Raw genomic sequence first — 16,630 nt, 5'->3', positions numbered from 1 at the left:
CAGCCTCCCCACGTCAGCCCCCCGGCCGCAGAAACCCCAACCGGTCATATACCCGGCGCAGTGTCGTCGCAGACACGTCGCGGGCCCGTTCGGCGCCCACCGCCAGAATCGATTCCAATTCGGCGGGATCGGCGAGCAGTTCGTCGACCCGTTCCTTGATGGGTGTCACGAACTCGACGACGGCCTCCGCGGTGTCCGCCTTGAGGTCGCCGTATCCGCGGCCCGCGTAACCCTCGACGAGCTTGTCGATGTCGGAGCCGGTGACCGCCGACTGGATGGTCAGCAGGTTCGAGACGCCGGGTTTGGCGTCGGGGTCGTATCGCACCTCGCGGTCGCTGTCGGTGACGGCCGAGCGGATCTTTTTGGCCGACGTCTTCGGATCGTCGAGCAGGCCGATCAGGCCGGCCTCGGTGCCCGCGGATTTGCTCATCTTCGACGTCGGGTCCTGCAGGTCGTAGATCTTGGCCGTCGCCTTCGGGATCATCGGCTCGGGAATGACGAAGGTGTCCGGAAAGCGCGAGTTGACCCGTTGCGCCACATCGCGTGCCAACTCCAGGTGCTGGCGTTGGTCCTCCCCGACCGGGACGAGCTCGGTGTCGTACAGCAGCACATCGGCGGCCATCAGCACCGGATAGGTGAACAACCCCACGGTGGTGGCCTCGCTGCCTTCCTTCTGCGACTTGTCCTTGAACTGCGTCATCCGCGACGCCTGCCCGAAACCGGTGAAACAGCCGAGCACCCAGGCCAATTCGGCGTGCGCCGGAACGTGGCTCTGCACGAAGATCGTGCTGCGGCCCGGGTCGATACCCAGCGCCAGGTACTGCGCGGCGGTGACCAGCGTGCGCCGCCGCAGCCGTTCGGGGTCCTGCGGGATCGTGATCGCATGCAGGTCCACCACACAGAAGAACGCGTCGTGGTCGTCTTGAAGCCCGACCCACTGCTGGATCGCTCCCAGCGCGTTGCCGAGATGCAGAGAGTCGGAGGTCGGTTGGACACCGGAGAAGACGACGGGATTGCGCGAACTGCTCATGATCGTCCGATCATTTCACGCGAGCCGTACTCGACGGTCACCGGCGCGTGGTCCGACCAGCGCAACGCATACGCCTCGGCGCGCTCCACGCGGGCGGCAACGGCCCGTTCCGCCAGGGCTTTCGTGGCCAACTGGTAGTCGATGCGCCAGCCGGCGTCGTTGTCGAAGGCGCGGCCCCGCCACGACCACCACGCGTACGGACCCGGCTGGTCGGGGTGCAACTCGCGCACCACATCGACCCAACCCGAGGCGAGCAGGTCGGTGAGCCACTGCCGTTCGCCGGGCAGGAACCCGGACTTCTTGAGGTTGCCCTTCCAGTTCTTGATGTCGTTCTCGGTGTGGGCGATGTTCCAGTCGCCGCACACGACGGCCTCGGACTCGACCAGCTTCGCCATCCGCGCCGCGAGCTCGGCCATGAACCGTTCCTTCTCGAGCTGGCGGTCGGTCTCCGCCTCGCCGGTCTGGACGTAGACGCTCGCGACCGTCACCCCCGCGGTGTCGACCTCCAGATAGCGGCCGTGCGCGCCGAACTCGTCGGACTCGAGCAGCCGGGACGCCGAGATCGGGTGGCGCGACAGCACGGCCACGCCGCTACGGCCCTTGATGTGCGGTTCGGCCGAGGCGAGGCGCCAACCGTCGGCCAGGGCGGGCGCCAACGCGGCCGCGAGCTGGGCATCGTCGGCGCGGGTTTCCTGCAGGCAGATCACATCGGCGGTGGTCGACGCCAGCCACGGCAGCAGGCCTCGGTTCTGCGCAGAACGCTCTTTGACCGCGGCGCGGATGCCGTTGACGTTGATGGTGCTGACGATCAGCGAGGTCACAGCGGCAGACCATACCGACGCACTTGCGGTACCGGCGGTATCGCCTTTACTGTCGGGCTGATGGCTAGAAACTTGCCGCGCGACCCGCTCCACGTCGGCTCAGGCGAGCCCATCGTGTTGCTACACCCGTTCATGATGTCGCAGAACGTGTGGAAAAAAGTCGCCCCGCTCATCGCCGACACCGGCCGCTACGAGGTACTGGCCCCGACGATGCCCGGGCACAACGGCGGGGTGAAGGGGCACCGTTTCCTGGACACCAAAGAGCTCGCCGACGACGTCGAACGCAGAATGGACGCGCTGGGCTGGGACACCGCGCACATCGTCGGCAACTCGCTCGGCGGCTGGGTGGCCTTCGAGTTGGAGCGCCGCGGCCGGGCCCGCACGCTGACCGGGATCGCACCGGCGGGCGGATGGCGCAAGTTCACCCCCGCCAAGTTCGAGATCGTCGGCAAGTTCCTGGCCGGCTTCCCGGTGTGGGTGTTCACGCTGGTGTTCCGGCAACGTGTCCTGAAGCTTCCCTTTACGCGCTGGCTGGCGCACTTCCCGATCAGCGCCACGCCGGACCGATTGTCCGACGACGACCTGCTCGACATCATCGACGACGTCACCCACTGCCCGGCCTACTACCAGCTGCTGGTGAAGTCGCTGCTGACCCCGGGGCTGATGGAACTGGCCGAGAGCGCGTGCCCCACCCACCTGGTGATCTGCGAGAAGGACCGGGTGCTGCCGCATCCGCGGTTCACCCGGCACTTCACCGCGCAGCTGCCGTCGAGTACGCAGGTCACGCACCTCGACGACGTCGGCCACATCCCGATGTACGAGGCGCCGCAGCGCGTGGCCGATCTGATCGTCGAGTTCGTCGACCGCCACGCCGCCCCGCCGCGGGAGGCGCTCGGCGGTTAGAGCTGGGTCACCGGCTCGCTCGTCGCGCCCTCCAGCACCGAGTTCAACGTCTTACTGGGTCGCATCACCGCGGTGGTCTTCTCCGGGTCCGGGTAGTAGTACCCGCCGATGTCGACCGAGTCGCCCTGCACCTCGATGAGTTCGTTGACGATCGCATCTTCGTTGTGGGCCAACGACTTCGCGAGGTCGGCGAAGTGGTCGGCGAGCTCCTTGTCGTCGGTCTGCTCGGCGAGCTCCTGCGCCCAGTACATCGCGAGATAGAACTGGCTGCCCCGGTTGTCGAGCTCACCGGTCTTGCGTGACGGGCTCTTGTTGTTGTCCAACAGCTTTCCGATGGCCGAGTCCAGCGTCTTGCCCAGCAGAACGGCCCGCTTGTTGTCGGTCTTGCGCCCGATGTCCTCGAAACACGCTCCCAGAGCAAGGAACTCGCCGAGCGAATCCCAGCGCAGGTGGTTCTCCTCGACCAGCTGGTGGACGTGCTTGGGCGCCGAACCACCCGCACCGGTCTCGTACATGCCGCCTCCGGCCATCAGCGGCACGATCGACAGCATCTTCGCGCTGGTGCCCAGTTCCAGGATCGGGAAGAGGTCAGTCAGGTAGTCGCGCAGGATGTTCCCGGTCACGGCGATGGTGTCCTGGCCGCGGATCAACCGTTCCAGCGTGTACCGCATGGCCCACACCTGCGGCATGATCTGGATGTGTAGGCCCTCGGTGTCGTGCTCCTTGAGGTACTCCTTGACCTTCTTGCGCAGCTCCACCTCGTGCGGACGCTCGGTGTCGAGCCAGAACAGCGCGGTCATGTCCGAGGCCCGCGCCCGCGTCACGGCCAGCTTCACCCAGTCGCGGATCGCGGCGTCCTTGACCACCGGCATACGCCAGATGTCGCCGGTCTCGACGTTCTGGGTCATCAGCACCTCACCGGTGTCGACGTCGACGATGTCGGCGACGCCGTCCTCGGGGATCTCGAACGTCTTGTCGTGGCTGCCGTACTCCTCGGCCTTCTGCGCCATCAGCCCGACGTTGGGCACGGTGCCGATGGTGGTCGGATCGAACTGGCCGTGGGTCTTACAGAAGTTGACCATCTCCTGATAGATCCGGCTGAACGTGGACTCGGGGTTCACCGCCTTGGTGTCCTTGGTGCGCCCGTCAGCGCCGTACATCTTGCCGCCGAGCCGGATCATGGCCGGCATCGACGCGTCGACGATCACGTCGCTGGGCGAGTGGAAGTTCGTGATGCCGCGGGCCGAATCCACCATCGCCAGTTCCGGCCGGTGCTCGTGCACGGCGTGGATGTCCTGGACGATCTCCTCGCGCTGGGAAGCCGGCAGCGCCTGGATCTTGTCGTACAGGTCGGACATGCCGTTGTTGACGTTCACGCCGAGCTCATCGAGCACCTTCTGATGCTTGGCGAACGCATCCTTGTAGAACACCTTCACCGCGTGCCCGAACACGATCGGGTGCGACACCTTCATCATCGTGGCCTTGACGTGCAGCGAGAACATCACGCCGGTCTTGTAGGCGTCCTCGATCTGTTCTTCGAAGAACTCGCAGAGCGCCTTGCGGCTCATGAACATGCTGTCGATGATGTCGCCCTCGTCGAGGGCCACCTCCGGCTTGAGCACCAGGGTTTTACCGCTCTTGGTGGTGAGCACCATCTTGACCTTGCGGTCCTTGTCGAGCGTCATCGACTTCTCGCCGTGGTAGAAGTCGCCCGTCTTCATGGTCGCCACATGTGTGCGCGACGCCATCGACCACTCACCCATGCTGTGCGGATGCTTGCGCGCGTACTCCTTGACCGCCTTGGGGGCGCGCCGGTCCGAGTTACCCTGGCGCAGAACGGGATTGACCGCGCTGCCGAGAATCTTGGCGTAGCGATCCTTGATCGCTTTTTCTTCGTCGTTCTTCGGTTCACCCGGGTAGTCGGGCAGGTCGTAACCCTTGGCCTTGAGCTCCTTGATCGCGGCCAGCAGCTGCGGCACCGAGGCGCTGATATTGGGCAGCTTGATGATGTTGGTGTCCGGTTTCTCGGTGAGCTCACCCAGCCGCGCCAGGTTGTCGGGGACACGCTGCTCATCGGTGAGGCGGTCGGAGAACTCCGCGAGAATGCGTGCGGCCACCGAGATGTCACTGGTCTCGACGTTGATGCCCGCCGGTTCGGTGAAGGTCCGAATGATCGGCAGGAACGCGTAGGTCGCCAGCAGCGGCGCCTCGTCGGTCAGCGTGTAGATGATGGTCGGCTGCTCGGCAGTCATGGTGGGGTTCTCCCGGCTCGCTAATCGGTCAGGCCTCGGTCAGTCGACTACCAGTATTGCGCCGTACCCGACCCTCTGTGTGAGCCAGGGGGTCCGGCGGGAGGACTGTGATCGGCTACTGACGGGTAGCCGGCCGACGGCATCCCTCGCTGGCACGACGCGGCTGACGTGCGATAAGCTTCTCAGCGGTCATGAGTGCCAGCGACAAGCCCCGGCTTGCTGGTCGGCAACCCTCCAACCGCGGTGGGGTGCCCCGGGTGATGACCAGGTTGAGTACCCGCTGACAAGCGGTTACCGGCAAGCGCGGGTCCGTTGTGACGGGCCCCCAGAGAAGACAGCGGAGGTCCGGCGTGCGCAGTTACCGCTGAGTGCGTGAAATGCCCCTTTACGGCCCCTCACAACAGGAGAAGCTATGAGCACCGAACACGACGACCCGAGCGCTCGCTGGGCCTTCGAAACCAAACAGGTCCACGCCGGACAGAGCCCCGACAGCGCGACCAACGCCCGGGCCCTGCCCATCTACCAGACCACGTCGTACACGTTCGACAGCACCGATCACGCCGCCGCGCTGTTCGGCCTCGCCGAGCCAGGCAACATCTACACGCGGATCATGAACCCGACGACCGACGTCGTCGAACAGCGCATCGCCGCGCTCGAAGGCGGCGTCGCCGCGCTGTTCCTGGCGTCTGGACAGGCCGCATCGACGTTCGCGATCCTGAACCTGGCCGACACCGGCGACCACATCGTGTCCAGCCCCCGGCTCTATGGCGGCACCTACAACCTGTTCCACTACTCGCTTCCGAAGCTCGGTATCGAGGTCAGCTTCGTCGACGATCCCGACGACCTCGACTCCTGGCGGTCCGCGGTGCGCCCGAACACCAAGGCCTTCTTCGCCGAGACGATCTCCAACCCGAAGATCGATGTGCTCGACATCCCCAACGTCGCCGCGGCCGCCCACGACGCCGGAGTTCCGCTGATCGTCGACAACACGATCGCCACGCCGTATCTGATCCAACCGTTGAGCCACGGCGCCGACATCGTCGTGCACTCGGCCACCAAGTACCTCGGCGGCCACGGCAACGCGATCGCGGGCGTGATCGTCGACGGCGGCGCGTTCGACTGGACCAACGGGAAGTTCCCCGGCTTCACCGAACCCGACCCCAGCTACCACGGCGTGGTGTTCGCGGAGCTGGGCCCGCCGGCCTATGCCCTCAAGGCGCGCGTGCAGCTGCTGCGCGACCTCGGTTCGGCGGCGTCGCCGTTCAACGCGTTCCTGGTGGCCCAGGGACTGGAGACGTTGAGCCTGCGCGTCGAGCGGCACGTCGAGAACGCACAGAAGGTCGCCGAGTATCTGGCGGGACACCAGGACGTCATCTCGGTCAACTACGCCGGGTTGCCGTCGTCTCCGTGGCACGAGCTCGGAAAGAAGCTGGCGCCCAAGGGGACCGGTGCCGTGCTCGCGTTCGAGCTGGCCGGTGGGGTCGACGCCGGAAAGGCGTTCGTCAACGCGCTGACCCTGCACAGCCATGTCGCCAACATCGGCGACGTGCGGTCGCTGGTGATCCATCCGGCGTCCACCACACATGCGCAGCTGGCGCCGGAGGAGCAGTTGGCCACCGGCGTCACACCCGGGCTGGTGCGCCTTGCCGTCGGCATCGAGGGCATCGACGACATCCTGGCCGATCTGGAGCAGGGCTTCGCGGCCGCCAAGCCGCTGCGCTCCGCAGGCAAGTCCGATCCGAACACCACGGCGGCGTTCTGATGACCCTCTCCGACCTGGAAGTCGAGGTGCCACTCCTGAATCTGCCCGCGGAAGGCGAGATCGGCGTGGTCGACATCGGCCCGCTGACGCTGGAGAACGGCGCGGTCATCGACGACGTGTCGATCGCCGTGCAGCGCTGGGGTGAGCTGTCGCCCGAGCGCGACAACGTCGTCGTGGTGCTGCACGCGCTGACCGGCGACTCCCACATCACCGGTCCCGCGGGACCCGACCATCCGACCCCCGGTTGGTGGGACGGCGTGGCCGGTCCCGGCGGACCCATCGACACCGACCGTTGGTGCGCGGTGGCGACCAACGTGCTCGGCGGGTGCCGCGGCTCGACCGGCCCGAGCTCACCACACCCCGACGGCAAGGCGTGGGGCTCGCGCTTCCCGGTCGTCTCCGTGCGCGATCAGGTGCGCGCCGACATCGCCGCGCTGGAGGCGTTCGGCATCACCGAGGTCGCCGCGGTCATGGGCGGCTCGCTGGGTGGCGCCCGCGCGCTGGAGTGGATGGTCGGCCATCCGGACCGGGTGCGCGCGGGGCTGGTGCTGGCCGTCGGCGCGCGTGCCACCGCGGACCAGATCGGCACCCAGAGTTCTCAGGTCGCCGCGATCAAGGCCGACCCGAACTGGCAGAACGGCGACTACTACGGCACGGGCCTGTCCCCCGATCTCGGCATGGAGATCGCCCGGCGGTTCGCCCATCTGACCTACCGCGGGGAACTAGAGCTCGACACGCGGTTCGCCAACGATCCGCAGGACGACGAGGATCCCGGCGTCGGCGGCCGCTACGCCGTGCAGAGCTATCTGGAGCATCAGGGCCGAAAGCTGGTGTCGCGGTTCGACGCCGGCACGTATGTGGCCCTGACCGAGGCGCTGTCCGGCCACGACGTCGGACGCGGCCGCGGGGGTGTCGAGGCCGCGCTGCGCAGCTGTCCGGTGCCCGCGGTGGTCGGCGGCATCACCTCCGACCGGCTCTACCCGCTTCGGCTGCAGGAGGAGCTGGCCGAATTGCTGCCGGGCTGCGCCGGTCTCGATGTCGTGGAGTCGATCTACGGGCATGACGGCTTCCTGGTGGAGAGCGACGCGGTCTACAAGCTGATCCGGCGGGCGTTGGAGCTGGCAGCGCGGTGAGCCGACCGGAACAGGACCGCTCGCTGTCCTTCGGCGCCGAAGCCGCGGCCTACGAACGCGGTCGGCCGTCGTATCCGCCCGAGGCGATCGACTGGCTGCTGCCGTCGGCCGCCGCCAAGGTGCTCGACCTCGGGGCGGGCACGGGCAAACTGACCACGCGCCTGGTGGAGCGCGGCCTCGACGTCGTCGCCGTCGATCCGATTCCCGAAATGCTTGAGCTGCTGAGCCGTTCGCTTCCCGAGACGCCCGCTCTGCTCGGCACCGCCGAGGAGATTCCGCTGCCCGACGACAGCGTGGACGCCGTGCTGGTGGCCCAGGCCTGGCACTGGTTCGATCCCGACATCGCGGTCAAGGAGGTGGCCCGCGTGCTGCGCCCCGGCGGCCGGCTGGGCCTGGTGTGGAACACCCGCGACGAGCGGCTCGGCTGGGTCAAAGACCTCGGCCGCATCATCGGCCACGAGCACGATCCGTTCAGCAACACCGTGTCGCTGCCCGAGCCGTTCACCGGCGTCGAACGTCATCAGGTGGAGTGGACCAGTTACCTGACGCCCCAAGCGCTCATCGACCTCGTCGCGTCGCGCAGCTACTGCATCACCTCACCGGAGCAGGTGCGCACCAGGACGCTGGACCGCGTGCGCGAGCTGCTGGCGACCCATCCGGCGCTGGCCAACGCCACCGGGCTGGCGCTGCCGTACGTCACGGTGTGCATCCGGGCCACGCTGGCCTGACCGCCGCGCCGAACGTGGGTTACCCGCACGCCCTGTTCGAAAATACGTGCATCAAGCCCACACTCGGCGACTGAAGACTGAAACCTAGCTGGTGCCCAGCGGGTCGATGGTCCACGCGATGTAGAGCATCGTCGCGCTGACGGTCGCGGTGGTGACGAAATCGACGCCCCGGCTGCGCACCGCCAGCAGCCCCGCGCGGTCGTCGCTCAACAGCAGCCGCAGCGCGGCCGCCACCCCGACCCCGATCGCCATCACCAGCGCGCCGCGTCGCCAATAGCCCGCGACCACCAGGACGAACGCGGCGGCGAAGATCAGCCCGACCGACCAGAACGGCCATTGACCGGTGAAGACCTTGCGCGCGAACTCCTTTGGCGTCACGTCGCGGCCAGTACCTCCGCGCGCTCGACCACGTTCGTCAGCAGGAACGCCCGCGTCAGCGGGCCCACGCCACCCGGATTGGGCGAGACGTGCCCGGCGACGTCCCAGACGTCGGGGTGGACGTCACCGACGAGCTTGCCGTTCTCGTCGCGGCTGACCCCGACGTCGACGACCGCCGCGCCGGGCCGCACCATCTCGGCGGTCACCATGTGCGGCATCCCCGCCGCGGCGATGATGATGTCGGCCTCTCGCGCCAACTCCGGCAGATGACGAGTCGCGGTGTGGCACAACGTCACCGTCGCGTTCTCCGAACGACGGGTCAGCAGCAGCCCCAGCGGGCGCCCGACCGTCACACCGCGGCCGATGACGACGACATGCGCGCCGGCGATCTCCACCTCGTAGCGCCGCAGCAGGTGCACGATCCCGCGCGGGGTGCACGGCAGCGGGGCGGGTTCGTTGAGAACCAGCCGCCCGAGGTTGGTCGGATGCAGACCGTCGGCGTCCTTACCCGGATCGACGCGCTCCAGCGCGGCATTCTCGTTGAGGTGCTTGGGCAGCGGCAACTGCACGATGTAACCGGTGCACTCGGGGTTGGCGTTGAGCTCGTCGATCGTCTCGTCGAGCGTGGCCTGGTCGATGTCGGCGGGCAGGTCGCGGCGGATCGAGTTGATGCCGACCTTCGCGCAGTCGGAGTGCTTGCCGCGCACGTAGGCATGAGAGCCGGGGTCGTCGCCGACGAGCACGGTCCCCAGCCCCGGCGTGCGCCCCGCCACCGCGGCCGAGCCGCGAAGACGGCCCTGTGTCAGCGCCGCGACGCGTTCGGTGAGGTCGACGAAGATCTCGTCGCGCGTGGCCTTGCCGTCCAGTGTGATCGCACCCACGGGTCACAGTCTGGCATGCTCCTTGTCTATGAACACTGCGCCCAATGTGTTCACCCCGGCCAAGCTCGGCCCGGTGACGCTGCGCAACCGGATCATCAAGGCGGCGACGTTCGAGGCGTCGACGCCGAACGCGCTCGTCACCGACGATCTGATCAACTACCACCGGCTGCCCGCCGCCGGCGGTGTCGGGATGACGACGGTCGCCTACTGCGCGGTGGCCCCCGGTGGGCGCACCGACGGCTGGCAGATCTGGATGCGCCCGGAGGCGGTGCCGGGACTCAAGCGGCTGACGGATGCGATTCACGCCGAGGGCGCCGCGATCAGCGCGCAGATCGGCCACGCCGGACCGGTGGCGAACGCGCGGACCAACAAGGCCAAGGCGCTGGCGCCGATCCGGTTCTTCAACCCGCTGTCGATGCGGTTCGCCAAGAAGGCCACCCGTGAGGACATCCGCGAGGTCACCGAGGCGCACGCCAACGCCGCGCGCCTGGCCATCGAATCCGGTTTCGACGCCGTCGAGATCCACCTCGGCCACAACTATCTCGCCAGCTCGTTCCTGTCCCCGCTGCTCAACCGCCGCACCGACGAGTTCGGCGGCTCGCTGGAGAACCGCGCGAAGGTGGCCCGCGGCGTCGTCATGGCGGTGCGGCGCGCGGTGGAAAAGGAAGGCACCCCGATCGCGGTCACCGCGAAGCTGACCATGACCGACGGTGTGCGCGGCGGCATTCCGATCGAGGAGTCGCTGCAGACCGCGAAATGGCTCGAAGAGGACGGCGGCCTGGACGCCATCGAACTCACCGCGGGCAGTTCGCTGGTCAACCCGATGTACCTGTTCCACGGCGACGCTCCGATCAAGGAGTTCGCCGGCGCGTTCAAGCCGCCGATCCGGTGGGGTATCCGGATGACCGGCAAGAAATTCCTACGCGAGTACCCCTACCGCGAGGCGTTCCTGCTACGCCACGCCCAGAAGTTCCGCGCCGAGCTCAAGATGCCGCTGATCCTGTTGGGCGGCATCACCAACCGCGAGTCGATGGACCTCGCGATGGCCGAAGGCTTCGAGTTCGTCGCGATGGGGCGTGCGCTGCTGGCCGAACCGGACCTGATCAACCGCATCCAGGCCGACAGTTCGGTGCGCTCGATCTGCGATCACTGCAACAAGTGCATGCCGACGATCTACAGCCACACCCACTGCGTGCTGACCGGGGCGCCCGACAACTATCAGCCGTCGACGGCGGGCCGCGGTTCGACGTAGGCCACCATCGGTTCGGTCACCAACACGCGGTCTTCGGCGGTCACGACGAGTTCCTTGGCCGAGAACGTGTACGTGGCGCCCTCGTTCTCGACGGTGAAGACGCCGTCACTGTTTGCGACCGCGGGCGCGGTCAGCACCAGACCGTCGCTCATCCGCACCCCGCGGTACTCGTAGTTGCCGCCCCGTTCGCAGATCGCGACGAGCGCGAACTGAGTGCGGCCCAAAGCCGCTGGCTGCCATGGCGCCTCGCACCGGGCCTTGGAGTCGACGAACCCGCGGGCGTCGATCGCGATGGCGCTCTGCGCATCGACCGTCGGCGCCAGGAACGCCGCAACGACACAAAGCCCGCCAATGCCGACGACCAGGAACGGCGCCCGAGACACCATGACCTATGGTGACCACGTTTCGTCGCCATCTGCGCGCGACTCGCCGGACGACCGGCAAACTTTCACGGTCGGACCACCGTGCCCGCGGTGCCTACCGTTAGAGTTGGCGTCGATGAGCCGACCCGCCCCGCCCGCGCTGACCGTTCGGTACGACGGATCGACCCGAACCTTCGCGGCGGGGAACGACGTCGTCATCGGCCGCGATCTCCGCGCCGACGTTCGCATTGCCCACCCCCTGATCTCCCGTGCGCATCTGGTGGTGCGCTTCGATCAGGGCCGCTGGGTCGCGATCGACAACGGCAGCCTCAACGGGATGTTCGTCAACAACCGCAGGGTTCCCGCGGTCGACATCCACGACGGGCAGACCGTCAACATCGGCAATCCGGACGGTCCACGCCTGACTTTCGAGATCGGGCGCCACCAGGGCGCGGTGGGCCGCACACCGACCGTGGCGGTACCGATCGCCAACCAGCGGCCGACGGGCAACTACCCGTCGGGTCCGCCCTCGGGTCCGCACACCGCGCGGCCGTACGGGCCGCCGCCGGGGCAATCGCGTCCACAACCGACCTACCCGAGCGCGCCTGCGCCACCCCGGTATCCCAGCACGCCGCAGCCCGCGGCCTATACGACCCCGCAGCAGCCGGTGCGCCAGCCGATATCGTCACCGGCGCTCGAGTCGGCGACGATGATGGGGCCGACGGCGGCTCCGCGCTCCAGCGAGGGCAACCTCGCCACGAGCATGCTCAAGATCCTGCGACCGGGGAGCAGACCCGCCGACAACGCTCCCGGCGCGGTCAAGATCGGTCGAGCCACCGACAACGACATCGTCGTACCCGACGTGCTGGCGTCGCGCCACCACGCCACGCTGGTGCCGACACCTGCCGGTACCGAGATCGTCGACAACCGCAGCATCAACGGCACGTTCGTCAACGGTGCGCGGGTGGACTCGGCGCTGCTTCGCGACGGCGACAGGGTCACGATCGGCAACATCGACCTCGTCTTCTCCGGCGGGACGCTGGTCCGCGGCACCGAGACCGAGGCCGCGACCCGCACCGGCGGGCTGGAGGTGCACGGCGTCACGTGGACCATCGAGAACAACAAGACCCTGCTGGACAACATCTCGATCGCCGCGCGGCCGGGGACACTGACCGCCGTCATCGGCCCGTCGGGCGCCGGTAAGTCGACGTTCGCGCGGTTGGTCGCCGGCTACACCCATCCGACGACGGGCACGGTGACCTTCGAGGGACACAACGTGCACGCCGAATACGCGTCGCTGCGCTCCCGGATCGGGATGGTTCCGCAGGACGACGTCGTCCATGGTCAGTTGACCGTGCGTCAGGCGCTGATGTACGCCGCGGAACTGCGTCTGCCGCCCGACACCACGAAGGCCGACCGGGAACAGGTCGTCATGCAGGTGCTCGAGGAACTCGAGATGACCAAGCATCTGGAGACCCGCGTCGACAAGCTCTCCGGCGGCCAGCGCAAACGCGCCTCGGTGGCACTGGAACTGTTGACCGGCCCGTCGCTGCTGATCCTCGACGAGCCGACCTCGGGCCTGGATCCCGCACTGGACCGCCAGGTCATGACGATGCTGCGGCAACTGGCCGACGCCGGGCGTGTCGTGCTGGTGGTCACGCACTCGCTGACCTATCTCGACGTCTGCGATCAGGTGCTGCTGCTGGCGCCGGGCGGAAAGACCGCGTTCTACGGCCCGCCCAGCCAGATCGGTCCGTCGATGGGCACGACCAACTGGGCCGACATCTTCAGCTCGGTGGCCAGCGACCCCGAAGCGGCCAACGAGCGGTTCCGTTCCCAGCACGGGCCGCCGCCACCGCCACCGCCGACCGAACAGCCGTCCGATCTGGGCAGCCCCACGAGTACGAGCGTGCGGCGGCAGTTCTCGACGATCGCGCGCCGTCAGGTGCGGTTGGTGATCTCCGACCGCGGTTACTTCGCGTTCCTGATGCTGCTGCCGTTCATCATGGGCGTGCTGTCGCTGTCGGTTCCCGGCGACGTCGGGTTCGGGGTGCCGGTGCCCGCTATGCAGGGCGGCCCGGCACCCAACGAGCCGGGCCAGATCCTGGTCATGCTCAACGTCGGCGCCATCTTCATGGGCACCGCGCTGACCATCCGGGCGCTGATCGGTGAGCGGGCGATCTTCCGCCGCGAGCAGGCCGTCGGATTGTCCACGACCGCATACCTTTTGGCGAAGGTGTTCGTGTTCACGCTGTTCGCGATCGTGCAGTCGGCGATCGTGACGGCGATCGCGATCATCGGCAAGGGCTGGGGTCCGGGCGCCGTGGACAGCGGTGCGCTGATCGGTAACCGCAGTATCGAATTGTTCGTCGACATCGCGGTGACGACGGTGGCCGCGGCGATGGTGGGCCTGGCGCTGTCGGCGTTGGCCAGGTCCAACGAGCAGATCATGCCGCTGCTGGTGGTGGCGATCATGTCGCAGCTGGTGTTCTCGGGCGGCATGATCCCGGTGACGGACCGCATCGTGCTCGATCAGATGTCGTGGTTCACGCCTGCCCGTTGGGGTTTCGCGGCTTCGGCCTCGACGATCGACCTGATCCGGCTGGTGCCCGGCCCGTTGACGCCCAACGACCGCCACTGGGAACACAGCGCTGGCACATGGCTGTTCGACATGGCCATGCTGGCACTGATCTGCATCGGCTACACGGCGTTCGTGCGCTGGCGGATCCGGCTGAGCAGCAGCTAGCGCAAGCCGCTCACGACAGCAGCCAGTCGTTGGGCGAGAACAGCTCGCTGTGCACTCGCGCCGCGGTCACGCCCCGCGCCAACAATTGGGTGCGCACCGCCTGCACGAATCCGTTGTTGCCGCACAGATAGACCTCCGCGGTCGGGGGCAACTCGATGCCGTCGAGCGTGAGCAGCCCCGGATGCACGCCGGTCTGCCCACCGGTCAGGCCGTCCTCGTACCAGACGTCCAGCGAGCCGTTCATCAGCTGGGCCATCAGTTCGTGCTGTCGCTCCCGCAGCGGGTGGCTGCCGTCGCTGCGGTCGGCGTGCAACACCTGCACCGGAGCGTTGGGCGCCTCGGCCGCGAGGTACTCGAGGATGCCGACCATCGGAGTGATGCCGATTCCGGCCGAGATGAGCACCAGTGGTTGGTCGCCGGTGGGGGCGGGCAGATCACCGAACGGCACGGTGACGTCGAGGATGTCGCCGACGCAGACGTTCGCCGCGATCCAGGTGGAGACCTCACCGGCGGGCTGATCGCCGTTCGCGCCGACCGGCCTGACCGCGAACGTCAGCTCCTCTCCCGGCGCATTGACGAGGCTGTACTGGCGCAATTGACGCGCACCGTCTGGCAGCGTGACACCGACCGAAACGTACTGTCCGGGACGGAATTCCGGGAACTTTGCGCCGTCCGGGCGGATTGTCAGCAGCACCGCGCCCGACGGGTCGTCGACCCGGGAGACGACACGGGCGCGTCGGTAGACGTCACCGTCGGCGACTTCCACCTCCGAGTAGAGCTCGTGCTCGATCTCGATCAAGGTCTGCGCCATGATCCAGTAGACCCGATCCCAGGCGGCGGCCACCTCCTCGGTCACCGTGTCGGCGCCCAGGACCGCGACGATCGCGGCGAAGAGGTGCTCGTGCACGATCGGGTACTGCTCTGCGGTGATGCCCAGTGATGCGTGCTTGTGCCCGATGCGGGACAGCAGTTCGCCCGGGTGCGGAAGCTCCGGGTCGACGAGGTGGGCGGCGAAGGTCGCGATGGACGCCGCCAGCGCCCGCTGCTGGGCACCCTGGGCCTGATTGCCGCGGTTGAACAAATTGCGCAGCAGTTCGGGGTGATTGGCGAACAGACTGCGGTAGAACTCGGTGGTGATCTCGTCGATGTGCGCACCGATCAGAGGGAGCGTGGCCGACACGATCTCGGCGTGCTGCGGATCGAGGTCGGCGGCTGCGGGGGCAAAGGCGGTCATCGGGGGGCCCTTTCGGCGGGTTGGGTTGGAGGTTGCGAGTCGACGCCTCTGAGCGGCGGCCCGTGAATCAGGAGAAGCCCTGCGTCCCTTGTCAAGTCGGCGATGGTGTGGCGGTCGAGCTCGCGGTAGAACGCTTCCTTGGCGTCGGCGAGCGCGCGGCGCAACCGGCATGCCGACACCAGCGGACACGGATGGGTGCCGTCGCAATCGATGACCTCCCGGTCACCCTCGAGGCGACGGATCAGCCAGCCCAGTGACGCCTCTCGCCCGGCCGCGGTCAGGGTCAGTCCGCCGACCCTGCCGCGCTGAGTGCTCACCACACCGAGTTCGGCCAACCGGGCGACCGCCTTGGCGACGTGGTTCTCCGAGGCGTGCGCACCGACTGCGATGGAGCGTGTGGTGACCCGTCGCTCCTCTGCTTCGCCGGCGGCGAGCAGCATCATCGTCCGAAGACCGAGGTCGGTGAACCGGGTGAGCTGCATACGACAGAACGTAGTAATTCGGTATCGCAGATGCGAGTTTTCCCGATGTGGGCTTAAACACCACATACGCTGCGGTTTTTTGATCAGGCGATTCCTGAGTTCATTCCCCGTGGATGTTCAGTCCGTGCGCGGCGGCGAAGGCCAGAGCCTGCTCGACGTCGATCCTCACGCCGGTGAGGCTGGCGGTGGTCCACAGTGACGCGTCGGTCCGGGCGCCGCGGAGGTCGGCCCCGTCCAGTCGCAGATTCTGCACCCGCGCCCCGCTCAGATCCGCGCTGCGCAACACCGCCTTCCGTAGATCGGCGTCGACCAGGCCTGCTTCGCGCAACCGGCACCCGGTCAGATCCACACCCCGAAGATCGCATCCGCCGAGGACGGCCAGCGTCAGGTCGACGTCCACCAGTGTGATCGGCCGCAGGCGGCTCCCGGTGAATACCGATCCGAGCATGCTGCACTGCCGGAATATGCTGTGGTGCAGGGTCGCCCGCTCGAACCTGCAGTTCCGGAACGCCGAACCGGCATGCTCGGATTCGGTGAGGTCGACGCCGCGGAAATCACACTCGTCGAACACGACGCGTTCGGTGCGCAGCCTGCTGAGGTCGTCATCGCGAAAGTCGCGACCACTGTATTGCTGCTCGCACCACAGTCTTTCGTCGGGACGCACTC

General features: G+C 67.6%; 15 protein-coding genes and 1 riboswitch. Of the genes, 6 read left to right on the top strand and 9 right to left on the bottom strand.

Features of this window, described 5'->3' with window-relative positions:
• Window positions 1–13 precede the first annotated feature (13 nt).
• Window positions 14–1,030 carry a tryptophan--tRNA ligase gene (gene trpS / locus AU072_RS08445; protein WP_064413357.1) on the bottom strand — a complete coding sequence of 339 codons (1,017 nt, stop codon included), beginning with the start codon at window positions 1,028–1,030 and terminating at the stop codon, window positions 14–16.
• Window positions 1,027–1,842, bottom strand: coding sequence for an exodeoxyribonuclease III (locus tag AU072_RS08440; protein WP_064413395.1), 816 nt, complete (start codon window positions 1,840–1,842; stop codon window positions 1,027–1,029). Before AU072_RS08440 ends, trpS begins: the two co-directional genes overlap by 4 nt.
• A 69-nt stretch (window positions 1,843–1,911) precedes the next feature.
• On the opposite strand from AU072_RS08440, the gene AU072_RS08435 reads away from it, so the two are divergent.
• Window positions 1,912–2,754 (top strand): epoxide hydrolase EphH, encoded by an 843-nt coding sequence (locus tag AU072_RS08435; protein WP_064413356.1) that lies wholly within the window; start codon window positions 1,912–1,914, stop codon window positions 2,752–2,754.
• Here AU072_RS08435 and AU072_RS08430 read toward each other — a convergent pair.
• Window positions 2,751–5,006, bottom strand: a complete 2,256-nt coding sequence (locus tag AU072_RS08430) for an NADP-dependent isocitrate dehydrogenase (protein WP_064413355.1) — start codon at window positions 5,004–5,006, stop codon at window positions 2,751–2,753. The two genes, AU072_RS08435 and AU072_RS08430, sit on opposite strands and share 4 nt — an antisense overlap.
• Before the next feature lie 187 nt (window positions 5,007–5,193).
• Window positions 5,194–5,316: riboswitch (SAM riboswitch) on the top strand.
• Between the two features lie 102 nt (window positions 5,317–5,418).
• On the opposite strand from AU072_RS08430, the gene AU072_RS08425 reads away from it, so the two are divergent.
• Genes AU072_RS08425 through AU072_RS08415 form a run of 3 tightly spaced genes read left to right on the top strand, consistent with a single transcriptional unit; the run spans window position 5,419 to window position 8,629 of the window.
• Entirely contained in the window at window positions 5,419–6,768 is a 1,350-nt protein-coding gene (locus AU072_RS08425; RefSeq protein ID WP_064413354.1) for a bifunctional o-acetylhomoserine/o-acetylserine sulfhydrylase, read from the top strand.
• Entirely contained in the window at window positions 6,768–7,901 is a 1,134-nt protein-coding gene (gene metX / locus AU072_RS08420; RefSeq protein WP_064413353.1) for a homoserine O-acetyltransferase MetX, read from the top strand. The genes AU072_RS08425 and metX overlap by 1 nt, the downstream gene beginning before the upstream one ends.
• The gene (locus AU072_RS08415) at window positions 7,898–8,629 is read left to right on the top strand and encodes a class I SAM-dependent methyltransferase (protein WP_064413352.1); all 732 of its coding nucleotides are present in this window, start codon (window positions 7,898–7,900) and stop codon (window positions 8,627–8,629) included. Before metX ends, AU072_RS08415 begins: the two co-directional genes overlap by 4 nt.
• An 84-nt stretch (window positions 8,630–8,713) precedes the next feature.
• On the opposite strand, the gene AU072_RS08410 is transcribed toward AU072_RS08415, so the two are convergent.
• On the bottom strand, window positions 8,714–9,007 hold the full coding sequence (locus AU072_RS08410; RefSeq protein ID WP_064345713.1) for a DUF3017 domain-containing protein: 294 nt from the start codon (window positions 9,005–9,007) through the stop codon (window positions 8,714–8,716).
• A complete protein-coding gene (locus AU072_RS08405) occupies window positions 9,004–9,888 on the bottom strand; it encodes a bifunctional methylenetetrahydrofolate dehydrogenase/methenyltetrahydrofolate cyclohydrolase (RefSeq protein ID WP_064345712.1) in 885 nt (294 codons plus the stop codon). The genes AU072_RS08410 and AU072_RS08405 overlap by 4 nt, the downstream gene beginning before the upstream one ends.
• A 28-nt stretch (window positions 9,889–9,916) precedes the next feature.
• Here AU072_RS08405 and AU072_RS08400 point away from each other — a divergent pair, with 28 nt between their 5' ends.
• A complete protein-coding gene (locus AU072_RS08400) occupies window positions 9,917–11,140 on the top strand; it encodes an NADH:flavin oxidoreductase (RefSeq protein WP_064413351.1) in 1,224 nt (407 codons plus the stop codon).
• Here AU072_RS08400 and AU072_RS08395 read toward each other — a convergent pair.
• The gene (locus AU072_RS08395; RefSeq protein WP_133147267.1) at window positions 11,107–11,523 is read right to left on the bottom strand and encodes a hypothetical protein; all 417 of its coding nucleotides are present in this window, start codon (window positions 11,521–11,523) and stop codon (window positions 11,107–11,109) included. The genes AU072_RS08400 and AU072_RS08395 overlap by 34 nt on opposite strands.
• Window positions 11,524–11,638: 115 nt before the next feature.
• Here AU072_RS08395 and AU072_RS08390 point away from each other — a divergent pair, with 115 nt between their 5' ends.
• On the top strand, window positions 11,639–14,248 hold the full coding sequence (locus AU072_RS08390; RefSeq protein ID WP_064413349.1) for an FHA domain-containing protein: 2,610 nt from the start codon (window positions 11,639–11,641) through the stop codon (window positions 14,246–14,248).
• Between the two features lie 10 nt (window positions 14,249–14,258).
• Here the strand turns inward: AU072_RS08390 and AU072_RS08385 are convergent, their stop codons facing one another.
• The 3 genes from AU072_RS08385 to AU072_RS08375 all read right to left on the bottom strand — a co-directional run bounded on the left by AU072_RS08385 (window position 14,259) and on the right by AU072_RS08375 (window position 16,628).
• Window positions 14,259–15,482, bottom strand: coding sequence for a globin domain-containing protein (locus AU072_RS08385; RefSeq protein ID WP_064413348.1), 1,224 nt, complete (start codon window positions 15,480–15,482; stop codon window positions 14,259–14,261).
• Window positions 15,479–15,964, bottom strand: a complete 486-nt coding sequence (locus AU072_RS08380) for an RrF2 family transcriptional regulator (protein ID WP_064413347.1) — start codon at window positions 15,962–15,964, stop codon at window positions 15,479–15,481. The genes AU072_RS08385 and AU072_RS08380 overlap by 4 nt, the downstream gene beginning before the upstream one ends.
• Before the next feature lie 100 nt (window positions 15,965–16,064).
• Window positions 16,065–16,628 (bottom strand): pentapeptide repeat-containing protein, encoded by a 564-nt coding sequence (locus AU072_RS08375; protein ID WP_064413346.1) that lies wholly within the window; start codon window positions 16,626–16,628, stop codon window positions 16,065–16,067.
• Window positions 16,629–16,630 lie beyond the last annotated feature (2 nt).

The organism is Mycolicibacterium novocastrense, from assembly GCF_001499835.1.
Classification (GTDB): domain Bacteria; phylum Actinomycetota; class Actinomycetes; order Mycobacteriales; family Mycobacteriaceae; genus Mycobacterium; species Mycobacterium novocastrense.
This window is presented reverse-complemented; position numbering and strand designations above follow the sequence as displayed.

What these genes read in the sequence shown, in the direction of transcription:
- AU072_RS08425 (WP_064413354.1), top strand. Translation starts at nt 5,419, where the DNA reads ATGAGCACCGAACACGACGACCCGAGCGCTCGCTGGGCCTTCGAAACC.
- metX (WP_064413353.1), top strand. Translation starts at nt 6,768, where the DNA reads ATGACCCTCTCCGACCTGGAAGTCGAGGTGCCACTCCTGAATCTGCCC.
- AU072_RS08435 (WP_064413356.1), top strand. Translation starts at nt 1,912, where the DNA reads ATGGCTAGAAACTTGCCGCGCGACCCGCTCCACGTCGGCTCAGGCGAG.
- trpS (WP_064413357.1), bottom strand. Translation starts at nt 1,030, where the DNA reads ATGAGCAGTTCGCGCAATCCCGTCGTCTTCTCCGGTGTCCAACCGACC.
- AU072_RS08400 (WP_064413351.1), top strand. Translation starts at nt 9,917, where the DNA reads ATGAACACTGCGCCCAATGTGTTCACCCCGGCCAAGCTCGGCCCGGTG.
- AU072_RS08380 (WP_064413347.1), bottom strand. Translation starts at nt 15,964, where the DNA reads ATGCAGCTCACCCGGTTCACCGACCTCGGTCTTCGGACGATGATGCTG.
- AU072_RS08390 (WP_064413349.1), top strand. Translation starts at nt 11,639, where the DNA reads ATGAGCCGACCCGCCCCGCCCGCGCTGACCGTTCGGTACGACGGATCG.
- AU072_RS08430 (WP_064413355.1), bottom strand. Translation starts at nt 5,006, where the DNA reads ATGACTGCCGAGCAGCCGACCATCATCTACACGCTGACCGACGAGGCG.
- AU072_RS08385 (WP_064413348.1), bottom strand. Translation starts at nt 15,482, where the DNA reads ATGACCGCCTTTGCCCCCGCAGCCGCCGACCTCGATCCGCAGCACGCC.